This window comes from Burkholderia ambifaria AMMD (assembly GCF_000203915.1).
In the GTDB taxonomy this organism is placed as follows: Bacteria; Pseudomonadota; Gammaproteobacteria; order Burkholderiales; family Burkholderiaceae; genus Burkholderia; species Burkholderia ambifaria.
The window spans coordinates 1,013,407-1,032,761 of sequence record NC_008391.1; the positions used below are offsets into that span (position 1 = coordinate 1,013,407).

A 19,355-nucleotide genomic window follows, 5' to 3' on the forward strand; every position below is an offset into this window, starting at 1 on the left:
GTTCGCACCGCCGCCGGTGTCACTCCGAAAACGAAAAAGCCCGGACATACATCGTCCGGGCCTTCCGTATCAGCGATTGCCGCCGTATCAGCCAGCCGCGCTTATGCCTCCAGCGCCTCCAGCACCTTGCCCTTCGTCTCGATCCCGACGAAGTGGACGGTCAGCGCCGCGATCAGCGGCACGACGCCGATCAGGTAGAACGCCGGCGCGAGATTGCCGCCGATGATCGCGTGCGGCACGATCATCGGCGCGGCAAACGACGCGATCTTCAGCCATGCGCTGCCGAGCCCGCAGCCGGACGCGCGGATGCTCGTCGGATACTGCTCCGGCGTATAGACGTACGCGGTGATGAAGCCCGATGCCATCAGCCCCAGCGACAGCGAGCAGAAGATCGCGACGACATACACCGACGACGCGTGATACACGCCCGCCAGCGCCAGCGACAGCGCGCACAGCACGAACGACCAGACGATCACCGGCTTGCGGCCGAGCTTGTCGACGAGCAGCGCCGACGCGAGCGAACCGAGCACGCCCATCACCGAGCCGATCACCGCGAGATTCAGCGCGAGCTGCAGCGGCGCATGATAGAAGTTCTTGTAGATCGTCGGCAGCCACGTCGACAACCCGTACTGGATGAACCCGCAGGTCGCCCACAGCGTCGCCACCGCGAGCGTGCGCTTGCGATACGCGGCGCTGAACAGGTCGCTCATCCGGCGCTTCGGGTGCTGGCGCACCATCTCGTCGAACGCGGCCGCCTGCGTCGCCGGCGGCAGCTCGCCGCGCACCGATGCCTCGAACACGCCCACCGCACGCCCGGCTTCCGCGAGCCGCCCGCGCGACGCGAGCCAGCGCGGCGATTCGGGCACGAGGCGCGTGAGCACCAGCGCGAGGATCAGCGGCAGCCCCCCGACGAAGTACATGATTTCCCAGCCGAACCGCGGCACGAGCCACGCGCCGAGCGCCATCGACACCAGCAAGCCGATCGGGAACACGATCTCGTACAGCAGCACGAAGCGGCCGCGGCCGTGCGCACGCGTGATCTCGTTGATGTAGGTCGCGGCAACCGGCAGCTCGCCGCCCAGCCCGAGCCCCTGCAGGATCCGCAGCAGCACGAAGATCTCGAACGTCGGCGCGAAGCCGCACGCGATGCTGGTGATGCCGATCACGGCGGAACTCCACGCGATCGCCTTCACGCGGCCATGCTTCTCCGCGAGCGCGGGAAACAGGAACGCGCCGATCAGCTGGCCGATCGCGCCGGACGCGATCAGCATGCCGATCTGCGTCGGCGACAGCCCCCACTTGTGAATCAGCAGCGGCAGCGTCGCCGCGATCGTGATCACGTCGAAGCCGTCGAAGAACGTCGCGGTGCCGATCAGCACGCGCGCTCGGATCTGCATCGCGTTGGCCGGAAGCCGCTCGAGCCGCGCGATGATCGCGCCGGGCGTGGAGGCGGCAGCTTCCATCGTGGCCCTGCCGGCCACGACGTTGTCGAAAGTGCTCATGCGGGGAGTCTCCTGGATCGTTCGCCGGTCAGGCAAGCGCTTTGGTCGTGTCCGCCAGGGCTTCCGTATCCACTGCCCGGCCCTGGTTCATCCACTTGCGTGCGAGCTTCAGCTCGCGTGCGTTGTTGATGGCGATGACACCTCTCACATGCCCATCGCCCAAGAAAAACAGCGTCGCGCGACGCGCGGCGAGATCGCCGCGCACGACGAGCTGCGCATCGGCCGGCAGATCACCGAGGATCTGCAGGTTCACGTCGTACTGATCGGACCAGAACCACGGAATTTCCGCATACGGCGCACGCACGCCGAGCACGGCCTTCGCGGCCGCGATCGCCTGGTTCTGCGCGTTCGCCCACGATTCGAGCCGCACGCGCCGCTTCAGCCAGCCGTTGTGATGGTTCGCAACGTCGCCGCACGCGAAGATCGCCGGGTCGCTGGTCGCGCCGAATTCGTCGACGACGATGCCGTCGTCGAGCGCGAGCCCCGCGTCGCTCGCGAGCGACGCGTTCAGCGCGAGGCCGATGCCGGCCACCGCGAAATCGGCGTCGATCGTCGTGCCGTCGGCCAGCGTCGCGCGTACCTTCGATGCGTCGTCCGGCTGCGCGTCGAGCGACGCGAGCGCCGCGCCGAGGCGCACGTCGACACCGTTCGAACGATGCAGGTCGAGCAGGAAGTCCGACACAATCTGCGGCACCGAGCGCCCGCACAGACGCGGCGCGCCTTCGACGACGACGGCCTCGACACCGAGCTTGCGCGCGGTTGCCGCGACCTCGAGGCCGATCCAGCCGCCGCCGATCACGAGCACGCGCCGGCTCGCGCGCAGCTTCTCGCCGAGCGCGGCCGCTTCGTCAAGCGTGCGCAGGTAGTGCAGGTTCGACGTGTTGACGAGCGCATCGGGCAAGCGGCGCGACGTGCCGCCGGTCGCGATCACGAGGCGGTCGTATTCGATCTCGCGGCCGCTTTCGGTTTTCACCACGCGGCGCGCACGGTCGATCGACGCCGCGCGTTCCGGCTGCCATGCCTCGACGTTCAGCGTGTCGAATTCGTCCGGACGCACGACGCGCACGGCCTCAATGTCGGCGTCGCCGGCCAGCACGGCCTTCGACAGCGGCGGACGCTCGTACGGCAGGTGCGGCTCGTCGGCGATCATCACGAGGCGGCCCGCGAACCCTTCCGCGCGCAGCGTCTTCAGCACCCAGCCGGCGGCCTGGCCGCCGCCGATCACGACGACCGTGCCGGGCGCGGGCTGCTCCTGTGTGTTCGCTTCGGTCATGATTTGCGCTCCGTCATGAACTTGCCTTCCGGCGCCTTCGCGTTCTTCTGCCGGCGCGTGTTGCCGTCGAGGCCGCCGTCGACGGCCCATTCGGCGAACACGGTCGGGCCCGGTTCGAATTCGCGCGGCTGCCATTGCGGTGTCAGCACGTCTTCATCCGCGTAGTACTCGATCAGCGCGCCGGCCGGATTCTGGAAGTACCAGAAGTACGCGGACGACACCGGGTGACGCCCCGGGCCGAGCTGCGTTTCCCAGCCGCAGCGGTCGATGTGCATGCCGCCGCCGAACACTTCGTGGATGTCGCGCACGGTGAACGCGACGTGGTTCAGGCCGCGCTTGCCATTCGGCAGCGCGAGCAGGAACAGGTCGTGGTGACCGCCGTGCGGCGCGCAGCGCATGAACGCGCCGCGGCCCGGATAGCGGTCCGACGTCTCGAAGCCGAGCAGCTCGTGATAGAACGTTTCCTGCGCGTCGAGGCAGTTCGTGAAGAACACGACGTGCCCGACCTCGACCGGCTCGGCGCGCGCATAGATCGGGCTCGGCTGGTCGACGCGCGCCGTCTGGCCCCACACGTTCGACGGCGAGCCGGTGATGTCGAGCGCGCGCTTGCGCGTCACCTCGATGCGGATCGCCATCCCGTTCGGATCGATGCAGCCCACCGCATCGTCCTGTGCGTAATAGCCGGGCTGGCCGGCCAGCTTCGTGCGCAGCGCGTCGAGTTCCTGCCGCGTCGCGACGCCCCACGTGACTTCACGCAGCGTCGGCCCCGCTTCGAACGCGGGCGGCAGCGACGGATCGTCGGCCTTCACGACCAGCACGGTGCAGCCGTTCATCGTCTCGAAACGTGCGCGCGTGTCGTCGTGCGCGACTTCCTTCAGCCCCCAGTCGGCGAAAAAGCGCCGGCACGTCGCGAGGTCGTCGACACCGTACGTAATCTGCTCGATACCCAAGATGCTCATTGCGTCATTCCCCTTCGCTCAGTTCGCCCACGGCAGCGGCGCGTCGTTCAAGCCCCAGTAGAGGCTCTTCTGCTGCATGTACTCGCGGATCCCGAGACGTCCCTTCTCGCGGCCCATCCCGCTCTCCTTCCATCCCGAGAACGGCGTGGAGATCGAGAACAGCTTGTACGTGTTGATCCACACGGTGCCCGTCTCGAGCGCGCGCGCGATGCGCCACGCGCGCTTGTAGTCGCGCGTCCAGATGCCGGCGGCGAGGCCGAACACGCTGTCGTTCGCCTGCGCGATCAGCGATGCTTCGTCGTCGAACGGCATCGCGACGAGCACCGGCCCGAAAATTTCTTCCTGGCAGATGCGTGCGCTGTTCGGCAAGCCTTCGAGAATCGTCGGCTGATAGAAGAAGCCGCGCTCGCGCCCGTCGCCGGACGGCCGCTCGCCGCCGCACAGCAGGCGCCCGCCTTCTTCCAGCCCGAGCGCGACGTAGCGCTCCACCGATTCGCGATGCTTCGCGCTGATCAGCGGGCCCATCTGCGTGTCGGGCCGCGTCGGGTCGCCCACGCGCAGCTTGCGTGCGCCGGCCACCAGCCGCTGCATGAATTCGTCGTACACCGCGCGCTGCACGAACAGCCGCGAACCCGCGATGCAGGCCTCGCCCGACGAGCTGAAGATGCCGTACAGCACGCCGTTGACCGCGTGATCGAGATCCGCGTCGTCGCACACGATCGTCGGCGACTTGCCGCCGAGTTCCAGCGACACGGGCATCAGCTTTTCCGCCGCGATGCGCGCGATGCCGCGGCCCACTTCGGTGCCGCCGGTAAATGACACCTTCTTCACGAGCGGATGACGCACCAGCACGTCGCCGATCACCGAGCCCTTGCCCGGCAGCACGCTCAGCACGCCCTTCGGCACGCCGGCTTCCTCGCAGATGCGGGCCAGCGCGAGCGACACGAGCGGCGTGACCTCGGCCGGCTTGAGCACCACCGCGTTGCCGCCGGCGAGCGCCGGGGCCAGCTTCTGCGCGTCGGACGCGATCGGCGAGTTCCACGGCGTGATCGCCGCGATCACGCCGATCGGCTCGTGCACGCTCATCGTCAGATAGTCGCCGCGTGACGGCGTCAGTTCCTCGTCGAGCGTCTCGAGGCATGCCGCGAAATAGCGGAACGTGTTGGCCGCGCTCGCGACCAGCACGCGCGTCTCGCCGATCGGCTTGCCGTTGTCGCGGCGCTGCAGGTTCGCGAGCGCCTCGTGACGCTGCATGATCAGCTCGGCGATCCGGTACAGCACCAGCGCGCGTTGATGCGGCTTGAGTCCCGCCCAGTCGGCGCGACGCCAGGCGGCGTCGGCGGCCACGACGGCGTCGGCCGCATCGTCCGCGTTCGCCGTCGATACTTCCAGGTTCAGCGACTGGTCGGCCGGATAGATGCTCGTGTAAGGCGCGCCGCGGCCGCGCCGCCACTCGCCGCCGATCAGGATGTCGCCGTTGGGTACGAGGCTCGTATCGAATGGAGTCATGTCACAAGTCCCACAAATCTGTCTCTGCGCAGCCGCCCGCGCCGTGGCGCAGGCGGCCGTTCAATGGCCCGAATGACCGGAATGGCCGCGTCGTCCGCTCAGATCACGCAGCGGGCCGCGCGGTTGCGCAGCGCGCGGATTGCGCAATACGCGGTCAACGCGGACGTCTTCGGGTTGTCGGGCAACGGCCTGCCGCTCATTTCGAGCGACATCTCGCCGAATGCGCCGCGTGCGGTGATGCGGTGCACGTTGCGCGTGACGGCCGGGTCGGCGATCAGGCGCACGCGCGTCGCGTCGAGGCCGAGGCCGGCGAGCGCGACGGTTGCCGCGACGTTCGCGTTCTTCGGATACAGCCGCGCGGCGTCGCGTGCGGTGCCTTCGAAGATCACCTTCTCCTCGGTCATCGCACGCAGGTCGCACAATTCCTCGGCGGGTGTGCCGAGCCAGCCGAGCGGCGGCTTGCGGCCGACGTACAGCACCTCGTCGAGGCCGCCCTGCTTCGCCGACGCCAGCGCGTCAATCCCGCCGATCGCACCGGACAACAAGGTGAGCGTCGCGTCGCCTTCGTCGGCGGCCTGTGACAGCACGTCGAGCAGCGCGAGATCGGACAACGCGCCGATCGACGCGACCGCGCAGTCGGTGCCGGCCTTCAGCAGCGGCACGACGTGATCGACGAGCGCGCTGTGACCCGCGCATTCGAGCGCGAACTCGGGGCGGCGGGCCAGCGCGTCGACCGACGACACGACCTCCACCGCACCGCCGAGCTCACGCTGCACCGCGTCGCGCTGGTGCGCCGGCACGATCACGTGCGCGACGCGCAACGATGCATCGTGCTCGACCGCGTGATACACGGCCGCACCGATCGCGCCGAAGCCGATCATCGCGACGTCGACGGGCGCATGCCCGTGTGCGTGTCCGTTACGCATATTGCCGCTCCGACGGCTCTTCCGTCTTCACCGGCGGGCCCGCGAAGTTCGATGCGAACGCGCCGACCGACAGCATGTCGACCTCGACCATCACCGGCCCTTCCTTCGCGATCCCTTCGCGCACGATCGCTTCGGCCTGGTCGAGCGACGTGATCCGGTAGTGCGTGAGGCCGAAGCTCGCGCAGAACTGCGCGAAATCGGGCTGGTGCAGCTGCACGAAGCAGCGGCGGCCGCCGTACTGCGCATCCTGGATGTTGCGGATCACGCCGTAGCACTGGTCGTTCATCAGCACGATCATCACGTTCGCGTTTTCCTGCACGGCCGTCACGAGCTCGCCGACGTTGACCATCAGGCCGCCGTCGCCGACCAGGCAGACCGTCTTCGCGGCCGAGCCGGCCAGCGCCGCGCCGATGCCCATCTGGATGCCCTGGCCGATGCCGCCGCCCAGCGCATGCACGCCCGCGCGCGGCTCGAAGATCTTCAGCAGGCGGTTGCCCCACGTGCTGTTCGAGATCGTCACGTCGCGCACCCAGTTGTAGTCGCGGCCGACCGCCGCTTGCAGCGTATCGACGAGCTTCTTGTAGGGCCCAAGGCCTTCCGCGACGCTGGCGACGGCCTGCTCGCGCGCCGCCGCGAGATCGAGCGCGAACTGCGGATCGACGGACAGGCGACCCTCGAGGCGATCGGCCAATTCGGCCAGCACGCGCTTCGAATCGCCGTGCACGAACAGCTCGTTGCGATAGCCGCGGTTGTCGGCGAGCGCATCGGCGTCGACGCGGAACAGCGGCTGCGGCAGCGCGAGCTTGTATTTCAGCGTCTCGTTGCCGCGCAGGCGCGAGCCGACCACGACGAGCGCGTCGCAGGTCTTGTAGAACGCCTCGACGCACGCATGCACGTTGAACGCGCCGAGCGTCGCCGGGTGATCTTCCGGCAGCACGCCGCGGCCCTGCACGCTCGTCACGACGCCGAAGCCGAGCTTCACCAGACGTTCGACTTCCGCCCGCGCATGGCGCGCACCGCCGCCGAGCCACAGCAGCGGACGGCGCTTGGCCGCCAGCGCGTCGGCGAGCTTCGCGACGCGTGCGTCGTCGTGCTCGCGCACCGCGACGTGCGCCGGCGCGAGGTCTTCCGGCCATTCGATTTCGGCGGCCTGGATGTCGATCGGAATCTCGACCGACACGGGGCCCGTCGGCGCGGTCTGCGCGATACGCACCGCTTCGCGGATCGTCGGCAGCACGGTTTCGACGGTGCGCACGCGGAACGCGGCCTTCGAGATCGCGTCGAGCATCGTGAGCTGGTCCGGCGCTTCGTGGATGTAGGCCAGATCCTGGTCGAGGTACGGCGTCTCGATCTGCCCCGTGATGTGCAGCAGCGCGGTGCCTGCCGTCAGCGCCTCGACCATCGCGCCCGCCGCGTTGCCCGCCGCGGTGCCGGTGCTCGTGAACGCGACGCCGAGGCCGCCCGACACGCGGGCCAGGCCGTCGGCCATGTTCACCGCGCCCGCTTCACCGCGCGCGCCGACATACCGGATGTTGCCGCGCGAGTTGATCGCGTCGAGGATCGGCATGTTGTGGATCGAGATGACACCGAATGCGGTTTTGACGTCGCACTGCTCGAGAAAGGCGGCAATCAGCTCGCCAACCGTGGTTTTTTTAGACATGGCGTGCAAAGCCTCCAGAAACGTCGATATGGCTGCCCGTCGTGTAGGACGACAGATGCGTTGCGAGATAAAAAAGTGCCCAGGCTGCCTCGTCGGGCTTGCCGAAGCGATTCAGCGGAATGTTCTTCTTGCGGGCAAGCGCGCCCGTCCAGTCTTCCCAGCTTTCGCCGGCCTGCGCCTGCGCTTCGTAGCGGCGGCGCCACTGACCCGACTCGACGATGCCGATCAGGATCGAGTTCACGCGGATGCGCTGCGGCGCCAGTTCGGTTGCGAGCGACTTCACGAAGCTCAGCACGCCCGCGCGCGCCGACGACGTCGCGACCATGTGCGGCTCCGGCTGCAGCGCGAGCAGCGAGTTCACGCAGGTGATCGTCGGCGCCTGCGCGTCGCGCAGCAGCGGCAAAAACGCGCGCGTCGGGCGGATGATGCTGAAGTACTTCAGTTCGAGCTCTTCGCGCCATGCGTCGTCGGTCGTGTCGGCGAAGGTCGACACGCGGCCCTGGCCCGCGTTGTTGACCAGCATGTCGGCGCGGCCGAAGCGCTCGGACACGGCCTGCGCGAACGCGGCCACGTCGGCTTCGTCGAGCACGTTGCAACGCACGGCGAGCAATTGCGCGCCCGCGTATTTCTCGCCGAGCATCGCTTCGGCGCGCGCGAGGCGTTCGCCGTCGCGGCCGCAAATCGCGACCGACGCGCCGGCCTGCAGGAACCGTTCGGCAGTCGCGAGGCCGATGCCGGACGAGCCGCCCGTCACCACCGCCACCTGCCCGGTCAGATCGATCTCAATCATCGGAGTCCTAAAGCTTTGAGAAACGTGTGCTCGTCATCCGAGCGGTAATTGAGCCGCCGCGACAGTTCCGCCGCCGCGCGCTGCACCTTGTCGAACAGGCCGTCGGCGATCAGCGCCTCGTCGATCTCCGGCCGCGGCACCGTCACCGTGATGCACGCGACGATCTTCTGCGTGTCGTTGCGCACCGGCGCCGTGACCACCGAGATGCCGCGCTCGAACGACGAATTGCTGACGCCGTAGCCGCGCAGCGCATCCTCGCGGATCATTTCGTACAGCGCATCGACCGTTTCCGGCGTCGCGCTCGTCATCCGGCTCAGCGTGCCTTCCGGATACAGCGCACGCAGCTCCTTCAGCGACAGGTCGCCCATCAGCACGTGGCCGTGCGTCGTCGCATGCGCGGGCAGCCGCGTGCCGACGTTCACGCGAATCGCGCTGAACACCGGCGACTGGCACTGCGCCTTCGCGACGAACACCACGTCGCGGCCGTCGCGAATCACGATGTGCGTCGTGAAGCCGGTCGCGTCGCGCAGGCTCTCGATCACCGGCAGGCCGAGATCGGTCAACTCCAGCGAGCTCAGGTATTCGAAGCCGAGCCGCAGCACGGCGATGCCCAGCTTGTAGTTGCGATCCTTGTCCGCCCGCTCGAGAAAGCCGAGCGATTCGAGCGTCTGCAGCAGACGGAACACCGTCGTGCGCGGAATGCCGAGGCGCTTGGACAGCTCCGGCGCACCGAGCACCGGCTCGCGCGGCGAGAATTCGGCGAGGATCCGCAGCCCGCGTTCGAGGCCCGGCACCACGTAGCCGGCGTCGGCCTTGGTGCTGTCGGATTCTGGTTGTTGCAGCGGTTCGCTCATGCCATGCCTCGCTGCGTGTCGCACTGACGACAGAACGTGTCGATAAGCGACGAATAGACGGCCGGCGCTTCCACGTAGCCGGCATGACCGGCCTGCGGAATCACCTGCAATTCGACCTGCGCGGCCGCGGCGATCCGCTCGCACGCGGCGGGCGGCGTGATCGCGTCGTTCGCGCCGACGGCCACGGCCGTGCGGCCGCGGAAGCCGGCGAGATCGGTCGCGAGATCGGCGTTCGCGAGCAGATGCGTGGCCTGCGCATAGCCGGCCGGCACGATGCGCGCCATGTTCCAGCGCACCCACGCACGCGCATCCTCGCTCGCGAAACCCGACAGCATGTTGCCACTGCGCTGCTCGGCGAGCCCGGCCGGACCGAGTTCGTCGAGCATCGCGAGGCGCGCGTCGCGGCGCGTGTCGCGCGTTTCGGCGGGCGCACGGCCGTAGCCGCCCGCGGGCGAGATCAGCAGCAGGCCGGCGATCCGCGCGGGCATCAGGCGGCACAGGCCGCCCGCGATGATCGCGCCGAGCGAATGCCCGACCAGCACGCAGCGTTCGATGCCGAGTGCCTCGAGCCACGCATTCAGCGACGCCGCGTAATCGGCGGCGGTCGGCGACGCGTCGTGCACGGGGGTCGACACGCCGTAGCCGGGCGCATCCCACGCAAGCACGCGTCGCGACGCGCCGAGCGTGTCGAGCTGGCACACCCACGATGCGGCGCCCGAGCCGATCCCGTGCAGCAGCACGACGGGCAGCGCGTGGCCCGCATGCTGCGCGCCGGCCTCGCCTGCGCCAGCCTCACGGTAGCCGATCGTGCCCGCCGCGCCGGCCGCGCAGCGCTGTTCGGGAAACTGCCCGAGCAGCGCGGCGAATGCCGCGGTGCGGTCGCGTTCACGTTTGTCGATGACACTCATTGCTTGGCTCCGCCCCGTCTCAGCGCTTGATCTTCGCGAGCGGCGAATCCGGCGGATAGGTCGGCGTGATCGGCTTCGCAGAACCGAGCATCACGCACATCAGCGCGTCTTCCTCGCCGATGTTGATTTCCGTGCGATACACGCCCGGCGGCACCGAGATCAGGTCGCGCTCGCCGAGGATCGCTTCCCAGGTCTCGCCGTCGCGCTCGCAGATCACCTTCATCTTGCCGCGCAGCACGAAGAAGATTTCCTCGACGTCGGTGTGGATGTGGCTCGGGCCGATGTTGCCGGCCGGGATGACCATCGTCGAAAACGTGAAGTTACCGGCCGGCACCGTGTTGACGTCCTTCGCGACGCCCGTGCCGCCCGTGCCGACGTAGCGCATCTGCGCACGGCGGTACTTCGGGTCGTAGTCGGCCTGGAACTTCAGCGCGTCCCAGTCGTAGCGCCGCGTCGCGTAGCGCGCGACGCGCCCTTCCATCCAGTCGCCGAAGCTTGCGTCATCCGGCTGGTCCCACGACTTGCGTTCGAGATCTGCATCCGCCATCGTCCTCTCCTTCATTCAGAGTGAAAACTTCAATTCAAATCAATTCATCACGAAGCCGCCGTTCACCGGCAGCAGCTGACCCGTCACGAAGCGCGCGCCGTCCGACAGCAGGAACAGCACGGGGCCCGTCACGTCGTCGGGCACCTGCGCGCGCGTGAGCGCGCGGCCCTGCATGTAGAACGCATGCCGTTCGGCCGGCACGTAGGCGGTCGCCTCGACTTCGGTGAGCCCCGGCGCGATCGCATTCACCGTCACGCCGTGCGCGCCGAACTCGCGTGCCAGCGCATGCGTCATCGCGATCACGGCGCCCTTGCTGGCGACGTACGCGAGCAGCTTCGGCGCGCCCCACAGCGCGGTGTCCGACGCGAGGTTCACGATCGCGCCGCGGCCCGAGTGCGCGAGGTGCGGCAGCGCTGCATTGCTGACGAGCCACACGCCGCGTACGTTCACGTTCATCACGGCATCCCAGGTCGGCACGTCGAGTTCCGTCGACAGCCTGCCGCCCGAGTTCGTGATCGCCGCGTTGTTGATCAGCGCGTCGATGCCGCCGAGCGCCGCCGCACTCTGCGCGACGAATGCGTCGACGCTCGCCGGATCGGCCAGGTCGAGCGCGAAGAAATGCGCGGTGTGGCCGGCTTGCGTGAGTTCCGCAGCCAGCGCGCGGCCCTCTTCGGCGAGCACGTCGCCGAACGCGACCTGCGCGCCCGCCGCAACCAGCGCCTTCACGAACGCCGCGCCGAGACCGCGGGCGCCGCCCGTGACGAGTACGCGACGCCCCGGCAGCGACACGACCGGAGCGAACTCAGCCATTCGCGGGCTCCGCCGCGGCGTGCGCCGCACGGTGCGCGTCGAGCGCGGACAGGTGTTCCTGCGCGCGCTGGCGCAGCATCCGGCGCACGCGCGTGATGCCGACGTCGTGCTGGTACAGGTATTCGTGATCGCGTGCATGCGGCGCGAGGCTTTCGAGGACGTAGCGGTCCTGCTCGAGCACGTCCCAGTGCAGGCCCTCGAGGCGGTTGCGGTACATGAAGCGCCACACGTCGCGCTGCCAGCCGCTGACCTTGCGGGTGCGCCAGAAGTAGACCTGGCAGTTGTCGCCGTCGACCGGCGTCGCGAAACCGATGATCCCGAAGTTGCCGCCCGGGCCGAACTTCTGCTTGTACGGAATCGCGAGACGCATCCACAGGCAGCCGGTTTCGCCGAGCTCGACCCAGTCGAAGTTCACGTCGCGCTGGCCGACCTTCTCGAACATCAGGCCCGTTTCCGTCTTGCGCACGCGCATGTCGGCCTGCTTGTCGCCTTCGGCCATCGAGTGCGACGTCGCGTGCAGGTACGCGCCGTGCATCGGGTCCATCACGTTGTCGATCGCGTACTGGTAATTGCACTTCCAGTTCGACACGCACAGGAAGTGGCCGTACTCGGCGTCGACCAGTTCTTCCGGCAGGTTCAGCGGCGCCGGCTCGCCGTGCGCTTCGTCGCCGAACCACAGGAAGATCGCGCCGGCCTTCTCCTCGACCGGATACGACTTCACGCACTTCATCCCTTCGAGCGGACAGTTCGACACCGCCGGCACGCGGTTCACCGTGCCGCCGCCGTCGATTTCGACGCCGTGATACCAGCAGGCGATGTTGCCGCCGAGGTTCCAGCCGAGCGACAGGCGCGCGCCGCGGTGCGGGCAGCGATCCTCCAGCGCGTGGACCTTCCCCTCGTGATCGCGCCACAGCACGATCTGCTCGGACAGGCGCGTGAGGCCGACAGGCGCATTCGACACCTGCCAGCTCGGGGCGACGGGATACCAGTAGTTCTTGATGCCGCGGTCGAGGTAGGCGCGGACCGGGTCGTGTTGGACTTCGTGTTGTGCGGGGGACGTCATCAGTGTGCTCCGGATGCGGTTGTCGTCGGGTCGGCGGTCACGCGGCTCGCGCGCTCATTCCGCCAGCGCGGCCATTTCGGCGCGGAAGCGCTCGGGTGTCCATGCCGTGCCGTCCGGCGCACGGAAGCCGATGCGGTTCAGGCCCGCGACGACATCGTCCAGCTCGGTCGCACCGCTCTCGAACACGCGTTCGAGCGCATCGCCGAGATCGTTCTCGTACTGGGTCGGCGCGGCCTTGCGGTTCTGCCAGACCTGGTTCTCGACCTGGCCGGGAATCTCGATCTGCCCCTTGCCGGCGACGTTGTTCGGCTGCGGCGCCACCCACGGCTTCAGGAAGGGATTGAAGTTGACGGTCGCTTCTTTCATGTCATTCCACCTTGATCTGGATTTCCTCGCCGGCCAGGCGCACCGCGTACTGCTTCAGCGCGCGCCCGCCCGGGCCCTTCAGGCATTCGCCCGTCTTGATGTCGAACACGGCCTCGTGCAGCGGGCATTCGACCGTGCCCTCGTCGACGAAGCCCTGCGTCAGCAGCGCGTACGCATGCGGGCACACGTTCTCGAGCGCATACACCTCGTCGCCGACGCGGTAGATCCCGATTTCGACGCCGTCGGTCCGCTTGAACTCGATCGGCGCGTCTTCCGACAGCGCGCCGGCGTGTCCGGCGCAAATCCATTGTTCAGACATCTCAAACCCTTCCTTCTGATCGACTCTCGGTTCGCTCCGGAATTGTTCCATATCCGGAACAGCAGTTTATGGATGGTGATTATAGAAGCGACTTTCCACGAGCAAAACAAAAAGCTGCATGTCCTAGGGAAAACACTGACCGTTGAGTCGACGCTCTCCGCCGCAACGCCCGTCCAATGTAATTTTTTGTTTGCCGGCGGGCATTTAAGTCTGTTTTTCTGGATTCTTGAACCCGTGTTGCGGATCGCCGTCATCGCCATCCGGCCCGATAAATTTATTTTTGATACGGCGCACGACGCCTCTATACTCCATTCCATCAGAGGCACGTTGTTCCTTATATGGAACACAAAAGAATGCCCGCCCCGGTGGCGGAACGCGCGACGGCCGGCCGTCCCCGCGCCCGCCACCACGGCATGTTTTTCCGTCAGGTTTGGAGAGTCAGGAGATCAAATGGTCAAGCAAGCGGTAGCAGCAGCAGTGATCGGAATGAGCGCCGTGTCCGGCGCGTGGGCGCAGAGCAGCGTGGTGCTGTACGGCAGCATGGATGCCGGCGTCGCGTACGTGAACAACGTCGGCGGCCATGCGAAGTGGGCAATGATCCAGGGCAACACGCAGCCCGACCGGTGGGGCCTGAAAGGCAAGGAAGACCTCGGCGGCGGCCTGTCGGCGATCTTCCAGCTGGAAAACGGCTTCTATACGAACAACGGCCAGTTCGCGACCGCGAACACGATCTGGAACCGCGCGGCGTTCGTCGGGCTCAGCTCGGAGCGCTACGGCACGCTGACGCTCGGCCGCCAGACGCCGCTGACGTTCGACTATCTCGATCCGCTCAGCACCGCGTATCTCGCGATGAGCTGGTATGCGTTCCACCCCGGCAACATCGACGGGCTCGCCGCGACCGGCAACGTGCCGTACAACAACGCGGTCAAGTACCGTTCGCCGAGCTTCGGCGGCTTCTCGGCCGCGGCGACGATGGCGCTCGGCAACACGACGAACTTCTCGACCGGCAAGTCGGTCGGCGTCGCGCTGAACTATGCGAACGGGCCGTTCAAGGCGTCGGCCGTCTACTCGAACGAGCACGACCGCGCGATCCTGATCAGCCAGACGGGGATCACGTCGTTCCAGGGGCAAAATACCGCGAACGGCTATCTGGCGAACAAGGTCGAGAACATCGGCGCGGGCGCGTCGTACCAGATCGGCGACTTCCTCGTGCACGGCCTCTACACGCGCGTGAAGATGCAGTCGAACGGGTTTTCCGACACGTTCCAGAGCTACGACGCGGGCGTGAACTATCGCAGCAGCGCGTTCAACACGATCGCGGGCGGCGCGGCGACCACGACGCTGGCCGGCCGCCGCTGGACTCAGGTCGAGCTCGGCGACATCTATTCGCTGTCCAAGCGCACGCAGCTCTATGCGAACGTGCTGTTCGAGCACGGCTCGGGCGGCGCGAAGGCCTCGTTCTTCACGGCCGGCACGTCGAGCACCGCGAACCAGGTGATCGTGCTGACCGGCATCCACCATTCGTTCTGAGCGGCGACGGGCGCACGCGCCCGATGGCCAAAACGAAAAGAGCAGCCCTTGGGCTGCTCTTTTTTGCTGGTAAAGCCGCGCGACGCGGCCTGCTCGACGGGTCAGAACATCGCGACCCGATGGCGCGCGTGCGCGAACGTCGGGTCGCTTTCGAGCGGCCGGTAGTTCAGGCGCTGCGACAGGTCGACCGCCGCGCCGCATACCGCTTCGACGAGCCGCTCCTTCTCGCCGGCCTCGCCGATTTCCGAGCGCGGCACCGTCGCCGTGATGGCCGAGACGATCGCGCCCGAATGGTCGCGCACGGGCGCGGTCACCGCCGAGATGCCGCTCTCGAACGCGGCTTCGCTCACCGCATAACCGAGCCGCGCGTAATGACGCACGCGCTCATACAGCTCGTCGACGGTGCCCGGCGTGCGCTCGGTGAACTGCTCGAGCCGCTTTTCCGGATACAGCTGACGCAGCGCGTCGCGCGTGAGGTCGCCCATCAGCACGTGGCCGTGCACGGTCGCGTGCGCGGGCAGCCGCGTGCCGACGTGCACCTTCACCGAACCGAACATCGACGTGTTGCTCTGTGCCTTCGCGACGAACACGACATCGCGCTGGTCGCGGATCAGCAGGTGCGTCGACAGGCCCGTCGCGTCGCGCAGCCGTTCGAGCACGGGCGCGCCGAGGTCGGTCAGTTCCAGCGAATTCAGGTATTCGAAGCCGAGCCGCATCACGCCGACACCGAGCCGGAAATAGCGGTCGCCGTTCACGCGCTCGAGAAAGCCGAGCGCTTCGAGCGTCTGCAGCAGACGGAAGGTGGTCGTGCGCGGGATACCGATGCGTTTCGACAACTCGGGCGCGCCGAGCACCGGCTCGCGCGCGGAGAATTCGGCGAGGATCCGCAGTCCGCGTTCGAGGCCCGGAACCAGATATGACGACGCGCCGCCGGACGATTCGTCGTCGCCCGCGGCCGGCTTCGACGCGTCGTGGTCGGCGTCGTCGCTCGCTGTCGCGCGCGGCGCGCTTGCCGGCTTCGCCGGCGATTTCGGTGCACCGCTCATCGTTGGATTGACCCTGTGCACATGGACGGAATGGAAGCGTTCACGAATGACCCGCAATGCTTGATTATGGATTTTCGACCGAGTCGGATCAACACGATCCGGCGCAGGCGGGCGATGGCCCGGCGCGCACGATCGGACAGCCGACTGTCATATAGGCTGATGCGATCGAAAGGATAACAGTGATAGACAGGACTGCCCATCGGAACGTCGCCGGGTGCGGCGGGCGAACGCGAGCGCACCGCACGCGATGTCGCATACGGATCGATTCGGGCAAGTCGGAAAGGAGGGAAAAGGAACAAGAAGACGCGTGAAAACGGACGACCACGCCGATCCGCGAACGGGATCGGCGCGACGGCGTCAGGCCGTCACGGTGTCGGCATACTCGGCGCGCGCGCGCTGACCGGCGGCATAGGCGTCGGCTTCGCCGCGAAAGCCGTCCGTGCTGAATGCGACGACTTTCACGCCAACGCCGGACGCCCGCTTTACCGTCAGCGCCCATTGCCATCCGCCGTCTTGTTCAAAGACGTGCAGCGAGGATTCGAGGGATGAGTCCAGTACGGTCACGGGTTATGCTCCTGCCTTACGCGTCCCATTGGCTACGCGTCGGGCATGTCGAAAAAATGCGCCGGTTCGCGGCGCGTTTCAGCTATTCGACAGTCTAGTCAAGGAATGTTGCGACGCACCATCAGGGCTTACACTCGCCTATCGGAACCAAGCGGTCGATCGAATCCGCCTGAAACCCTTATGGCACGGGCCTCTCCGGGATATTTTCGCCACCCGATACCCCACTCGTGCGGCAACGTGCCGCATGGACGCCTGAGGGATCGTATCGGTCGAAAAACGGGTCACCATCGAACGCCACCGCGCGGCCGCGCGCCCGCATAACCGGCGACTAACGAGTCGCCGCCGCCGACACCACCCGCCGGAACGTCAGATTGATGCGCTCGCCCTGCACGGCCGGCGCCTTCGGCACGCGATGCTGCCATTCGGCCTGCGTGCGGCCGCGCATCACGAGCAGGCTGCCGTGCGTCAGCCGGTATGCATGCACGACGCCGGTCGCGCGATGACGAAGATCGAACACGCGCATCGCACCGAGGCTGACCGACGCGATCACCGGAGCGTCGCCCAGCTCCGGCTCGTTGTCCGCATGCCAGCCGAGGCTGTCCTGTCCGTTGCGGTAACGATTGAGCAGCACGCTGTTGAAAGTCTCGCCGCACGTGAGCTCGACTGCACGCTTCAGATCGAGCACGGCCGCCGTCCACGGCGCGGGCACGTTGCGGATTCCCGAATACACGTAGACGGCGTCCGGTTCGCCCTGCCACGCGGTGAGCCGCGGCAGCGGAATGCGGCCGCGCGGCGTGCGGATCGTGTCCTGTTGCCATGCGACTTCATCGATCAGCGCGGCCAGCACGCGATCGGCGTCGGACGGTGCGAGCCAGTCCGGGTACCAGTCCACGTCGGGCGCGGGCGCATCGGCGAAAAGATCGGGCGTCGACATGTCGGACTCAGGCGGAAAGTGGACGGTGCGGATGGACCATGTCTGCATGGTAGACAACGGCGACACGCGCCGCCATGCGCTGTCATTCCGTCGCGTGCCGCGGACGCCCACGCGAACGGCGAACGGCGAACGGCGAACGGCGAACGGCGAACGGCGAAGCATTTGCAGCGTGTCACACCATCATCGCGGCGCGCGTCGATTTCGACGCTATCGCGCGCCCATCACCCAGTCGCGCGCGTCAACCGGATCAGCGTGATTTCGGACGGCACGCCGAAGCGGTTCGGCGGCCCCCAGTAGCCGGTGCCGCGGCTCGTATAGAGCCACATCGCGCCGAACCGGTTGAGCCCGCCAATCACAGGCTGCTGCAGACGCACGAACGGCGGCCACGGCAGGAACTGGCCGCCGTGCGTATGGCCGGACAGCTGCACGGTGAAGCCGGCGCGGCTCGCCGCTTCCGCGCTGCGCGGCTGGTGCGCGAGCAGGATCTTCGTCGCGACGTCGCGTGGCGCGCCCGCCAGCGCCTGCTCGGGGTCGCTGCGATGCGCGGGATCGAACCCGCCCGCCGTGAAATCGGTAACGCCCGCGAGCACCGCGCGCGCACCGTCGTGCTCGATCAGCACGTGCTCGTTGAGCAGCACCGTCAAGCCGATTCGCCGGAATTCGTCGATCCACGCGTGCGCGCCGGCGTAGTATTCGTGGTTGCCCGTCACGAGGAAGCTGCCGTGCCGCGACTGCATGCGGCCGAGCGGCGCCGTGTGTTCGCGCAGCCGCTTGACCGAGCCGTCGACCACGTCGCCCGTGACGACGACGAGATCCGCCTCGAGCGCATTGACCGCCCGCACGATCCGCTCGATATACGGCCGCTTGATCGTCGGCCCGACGTGAATGTCCGACAGTTGCACGATCGTCAGCCCGTCGAGCGCGGCCGGCAGCCCGTCGACCGGAATCGACACGCGCTTGACCGCCGCCGTGCGGCGCGCGCCGACGAATCCGATCGCAGTGACCAGCACCGCGGCCACCAGCACGCCGAGCGCCGTGTCGGCGCTCGCGCCGCTCCACGCGCCGTCATGCCCGAGATGCCGCCACGCGACGACGCCGAGCAGCACCAGCTCGCGCAGGAACGTCAGCACCAGCAGCGACGAGAAGAAGCCCATCGCGAGCGCGCCGGCCCAGCCGACGAGCGTCGCGGCCCAGCCTTCGTCGAAGCGGCGCGAGAACATGCCGACCGGGATCAGCACGACGAAGCTCGCGAGGACCAGCGCCGCGATCGTGCGCGCGAGCGGCGACGCGAATGCGCCGGGAATGATCCGCAGCCCGACATACAAATGGAACAGCACGCCGATTGCGATGAACCGGACAAAGAAACTTCGCATGGAACACTCATCCTCGTTGCGCTACCACCGTCGCGCGGCGCGTCGGCCGGAATCGTGACGTCAAGTCTCGTCATGCCCCGCGCCACGCACCGCGTCCTTCGCACGATGGTACACAGATACCGGCCGGCTCGACCGGACACCGATTCGCAACCGCTCGCGCAGCAATCCGGCAATCGCCGCTTCGATTCCCACCCATCGGCGAACAAACGTCGGCAGCGGGCTTCCGTCTGACGATGCTTTACAGTCCGTCGGCACCCATACGAAAGCATGCGCTGGCAGAATCGCGGACCGCGCCACGACCGTACCCGAACGCCCGCCAGGCGCCCCGGCGCACGCCGCATCGCTGGCGGTCCGCATCGCGCTGATTTATGATCGGCTCCGTATCGCGGAATCGTCGTCGCGGCAACGAACCGCATTGCGCC

General features: G+C 67.6%; 19 protein-coding genes. 1 reads left to right on the forward strand and 18 read right to left on the reverse strand.

The window, feature by feature from the left end; translation table 11 throughout:
* Window positions 1–101: 101 nt before the first annotated feature.
* The 14 genes from BAMB_RS20515 to BAMB_RS20580 all read right to left on the reverse strand — a co-directional run bounded on the left by BAMB_RS20515 (window position 102) and on the right by BAMB_RS20580 (window position 13,486).
* Window positions 102–1,502, reverse strand: a complete 1,401-nt coding sequence (locus BAMB_RS20515; protein ID WP_011659087.1) for an MFS transporter — start codon at window positions 1,500–1,502, stop codon at window positions 102–104.
* A gap of 28 nt (window positions 1,503–1,530) precedes the next feature.
* A complete protein-coding gene (locus tag BAMB_RS20520; protein ID WP_011659088.1) occupies window positions 1,531–2,775 on the reverse strand; it encodes an NAD(P)/FAD-dependent oxidoreductase in 1,245 nt (414 codons plus the stop codon).
* Window positions 2,772–3,734: a VOC family protein gene (locus BAMB_RS20525; protein WP_011659089.1), complete on the reverse strand. Its 963-nt coding sequence runs from the start codon at window positions 3,732–3,734 to the stop codon at window positions 2,772–2,774. The genes BAMB_RS20520 and BAMB_RS20525 overlap by 4 nt, the downstream gene beginning before the upstream one ends.
* Before the next feature lie 18 nt (window positions 3,735–3,752).
* A complete protein-coding gene (locus tag BAMB_RS20530) occupies window positions 3,753–5,243 on the reverse strand; it encodes an aldehyde dehydrogenase (RefSeq protein ID WP_011659090.1) in 1,491 nt (496 codons plus the stop codon).
* Window positions 5,244–5,341: 98 nt separating this feature from the next.
* Window positions 5,342–6,169, reverse strand: coding sequence for an aspartate dehydrogenase (locus tag BAMB_RS20535; RefSeq protein ID WP_011659091.1), 828 nt, complete (start codon window positions 6,167–6,169; stop codon window positions 5,342–5,344).
* Window positions 6,162–7,829 (reverse strand): thiamine pyrophosphate-binding protein, encoded by a 1,668-nt coding sequence (locus BAMB_RS20540; protein ID WP_011659092.1) that lies wholly within the window; start codon window positions 7,827–7,829, stop codon window positions 6,162–6,164. Before BAMB_RS20540 ends, BAMB_RS20535 begins: the two co-directional genes overlap by 8 nt.
* Entirely contained in the window at window positions 7,822–8,619 is a 798-nt protein-coding gene (locus BAMB_RS20545) for an SDR family oxidoreductase (RefSeq protein WP_011659093.1), read from the reverse strand. The genes BAMB_RS20540 and BAMB_RS20545 overlap by 8 nt, the downstream gene beginning before the upstream one ends.
* Window positions 8,616–9,473, reverse strand: a complete 858-nt coding sequence (locus BAMB_RS20550; protein ID WP_011659094.1) for an IclR family transcriptional regulator — start codon at window positions 9,471–9,473, stop codon at window positions 8,616–8,618. Before BAMB_RS20550 ends, BAMB_RS20545 begins: the two co-directional genes overlap by 4 nt.
* Window positions 9,470–10,381: an alpha/beta fold hydrolase gene (locus BAMB_RS20555; protein ID WP_011659095.1), complete on the reverse strand. Its 912-nt coding sequence runs from the start codon at window positions 10,379–10,381 to the stop codon at window positions 9,470–9,472. The genes BAMB_RS20550 and BAMB_RS20555 overlap by 4 nt, the downstream gene beginning before the upstream one ends.
* A gap of 19 nt (window positions 10,382–10,400) precedes the next feature.
* Window positions 10,401–10,928 (reverse strand): cupin domain-containing protein, encoded by a 528-nt coding sequence (locus BAMB_RS20560; protein ID WP_006751280.1) that lies wholly within the window; start codon window positions 10,926–10,928, stop codon window positions 10,401–10,403.
* 39 nt (window positions 10,929–10,967) lie between these two features.
* A complete protein-coding gene (locus BAMB_RS20565; RefSeq protein WP_011659096.1) occupies window positions 10,968–11,738 on the reverse strand; it encodes an SDR family oxidoreductase in 771 nt (256 codons plus the stop codon).
* On the reverse strand, window positions 11,731–12,801 hold the full coding sequence (locus BAMB_RS20570) for an aromatic ring-hydroxylating dioxygenase subunit alpha (RefSeq protein ID WP_011659097.1): 1,071 nt from the start codon (window positions 12,799–12,801) through the stop codon (window positions 11,731–11,733). The genes BAMB_RS20565 and BAMB_RS20570 overlap by 8 nt, the downstream gene beginning before the upstream one ends.
* 54 nt (window positions 12,802–12,855) lie before the next feature.
* The gene (locus tag BAMB_RS20575) at window positions 12,856–13,167 is read right to left on the reverse strand and encodes a recombinase-like helix-turn-helix domain-containing protein (protein ID WP_011659098.1); all 312 of its coding nucleotides are present in this window, start codon (window positions 13,165–13,167) and stop codon (window positions 12,856–12,858) included.
* A 1-nt stretch (window position 13,168) separates the two neighbouring features.
* On the reverse strand, window positions 13,169–13,486 hold the full coding sequence (locus BAMB_RS20580; RefSeq protein ID WP_006751284.1) for a non-heme iron oxygenase ferredoxin subunit: 318 nt from the start codon (window positions 13,484–13,486) through the stop codon (window positions 13,169–13,171).
* A gap of 450 nt (window positions 13,487–13,936) precedes the next feature.
* On the opposite strand from BAMB_RS20580, the gene BAMB_RS20585 reads away from it, so the two are divergent.
* A complete protein-coding gene (locus BAMB_RS20585) occupies window positions 13,937–15,016 on the forward strand; it encodes a porin (RefSeq protein ID WP_011659099.1) in 1,080 nt (359 codons plus the stop codon).
* Between the two features lie 101 nt (window positions 15,017–15,117).
* On the opposite strand, the gene BAMB_RS20590 is transcribed toward BAMB_RS20585, so the two are convergent.
* The 4 genes from BAMB_RS20590 to BAMB_RS20605 all read right to left on the reverse strand — a co-directional run bounded on the left by BAMB_RS20590 (window position 15,118) and on the right by BAMB_RS20605 (window position 18,933).
* Window positions 15,118–16,062, reverse strand: coding sequence for an IclR family transcriptional regulator (locus tag BAMB_RS20590; protein WP_011659100.1), 945 nt, complete (start codon window positions 16,060–16,062; stop codon window positions 15,118–15,120).
* Window positions 16,063–16,419: 357 nt separating this feature from the next.
* Entirely contained in the window at window positions 16,420–16,626 is a 207-nt protein-coding gene (locus BAMB_RS20595; protein ID WP_011659101.1) for a hypothetical protein, read from the reverse strand.
* A 328-nt stretch (window positions 16,627–16,954) separates the two neighbouring features.
* The gene (locus tag BAMB_RS20600; protein WP_011659102.1) at window positions 16,955–17,560 is read right to left on the reverse strand and encodes an alpha-ketoglutarate-dependent dioxygenase AlkB family protein; all 606 of its coding nucleotides are present in this window, start codon (window positions 17,558–17,560) and stop codon (window positions 16,955–16,957) included.
* A 221-nt stretch (window positions 17,561–17,781) separates the two neighbouring features.
* Window positions 17,782–18,933 carry a metallophosphoesterase gene (locus tag BAMB_RS20605; RefSeq protein ID WP_011659103.1) on the reverse strand — a complete coding sequence of 384 codons (1,152 nt, stop codon included), beginning with the start codon at window positions 18,931–18,933 and terminating at the stop codon, window positions 17,782–17,784.
* Window positions 18,934–19,355 lie beyond the last annotated feature (422 nt).

What these genes read in the sequence shown, in the direction of transcription:
- BAMB_RS20560 (WP_006751280.1), bottom strand. Translation starts at nt 10,928, where the DNA reads ATGGCGGATGCAGATCTCGAACGCAAGTCGTGGGACCAGCCGGATGAC.
- BAMB_RS20540 (WP_011659092.1), bottom strand. Translation starts at nt 7,829, where the DNA reads ATGTCTAAAAAAACCACGGTTGGCGAGCTGATTGCCGCCTTTCTCGAG.
- BAMB_RS20580 (WP_006751284.1), bottom strand. Translation starts at nt 13,486, where the DNA reads ATGTCTGAACAATGGATTTGCGCCGGACACGCCGGCGCGCTGTCGGAA.
- BAMB_RS20565 (WP_011659096.1), bottom strand. Translation starts at nt 11,738, where the DNA reads ATGGCTGAGTTCGCTCCGGTCGTGTCGCTGCCGGGGCGTCGCGTACTC.
- BAMB_RS20600 (WP_011659102.1), bottom strand. Translation starts at nt 17,560, where the DNA reads ATGTCGACGCCCGATCTTTTCGCCGATGCGCCCGCGCCCGACGTGGAC.
- BAMB_RS20555 (WP_011659095.1), bottom strand. Translation starts at nt 10,381, where the DNA reads ATGAGTGTCATCGACAAACGTGAACGCGACCGCACCGCGGCATTCGCC.
- BAMB_RS20575 (WP_011659098.1), bottom strand. Translation starts at nt 13,167, where the DNA reads ATGAAAGAAGCGACCGTCAACTTCAATCCCTTCCTGAAGCCGTGGGTG.
- BAMB_RS20535 (WP_011659091.1), bottom strand. Translation starts at nt 6,169, where the DNA reads ATGCGTAACGGACACGCACACGGGCATGCGCCCGTCGACGTCGCGATG.
- BAMB_RS20525 (WP_011659089.1), bottom strand. Translation starts at nt 3,734, where the DNA reads ATGAGCATCTTGGGTATCGAGCAGATTACGTACGGTGTCGACGACCTC.
- BAMB_RS20520 (WP_011659088.1), bottom strand. Translation starts at nt 2,775, where the DNA reads ATGACCGAAGCGAACACACAGGAGCAGCCCGCGCCCGGCACGGTCGTC.
- BAMB_RS20585 (WP_011659099.1), top strand. Translation starts at nt 13,937, where the DNA reads ATGGTCAAGCAAGCGGTAGCAGCAGCAGTGATCGGAATGAGCGCCGTG.
- BAMB_RS20530 (WP_011659090.1), bottom strand. Translation starts at nt 5,243, where the DNA reads ATGACTCCATTCGATACGAGCCTCGTACCCAACGGCGACATCCTGATC.
- BAMB_RS20545 (WP_011659093.1), bottom strand. Translation starts at nt 8,619, where the DNA reads ATGATTGAGATCGATCTGACCGGGCAGGTGGCGGTGGTGACGGGCGGC.
- BAMB_RS20570 (WP_011659097.1), bottom strand. Translation starts at nt 12,801, where the DNA reads ATGACGTCCCCCGCACAACACGAAGTCCAACACGACCCGGTCCGCGCC.
- BAMB_RS20590 (WP_011659100.1), bottom strand. Translation starts at nt 16,062, where the DNA reads ATGAGCGGTGCACCGAAATCGCCGGCGAAGCCGGCAAGCGCGCCGCGC.
- BAMB_RS20550 (WP_011659094.1), bottom strand. Translation starts at nt 9,473, where the DNA reads ATGAGCGAACCGCTGCAACAACCAGAATCCGACAGCACCAAGGCCGAC.
- BAMB_RS20515 (WP_011659087.1), bottom strand. Translation starts at nt 1,502, where the DNA reads ATGAGCACTTTCGACAACGTCGTGGCCGGCAGGGCCACGATGGAAGCT.
- BAMB_RS20605 (WP_011659103.1), bottom strand. Translation starts at nt 18,933, where the DNA reads ATGCGAAGTTTCTTTGTCCGGTTCATCGCAATCGGCGTGCTGTTCCAT.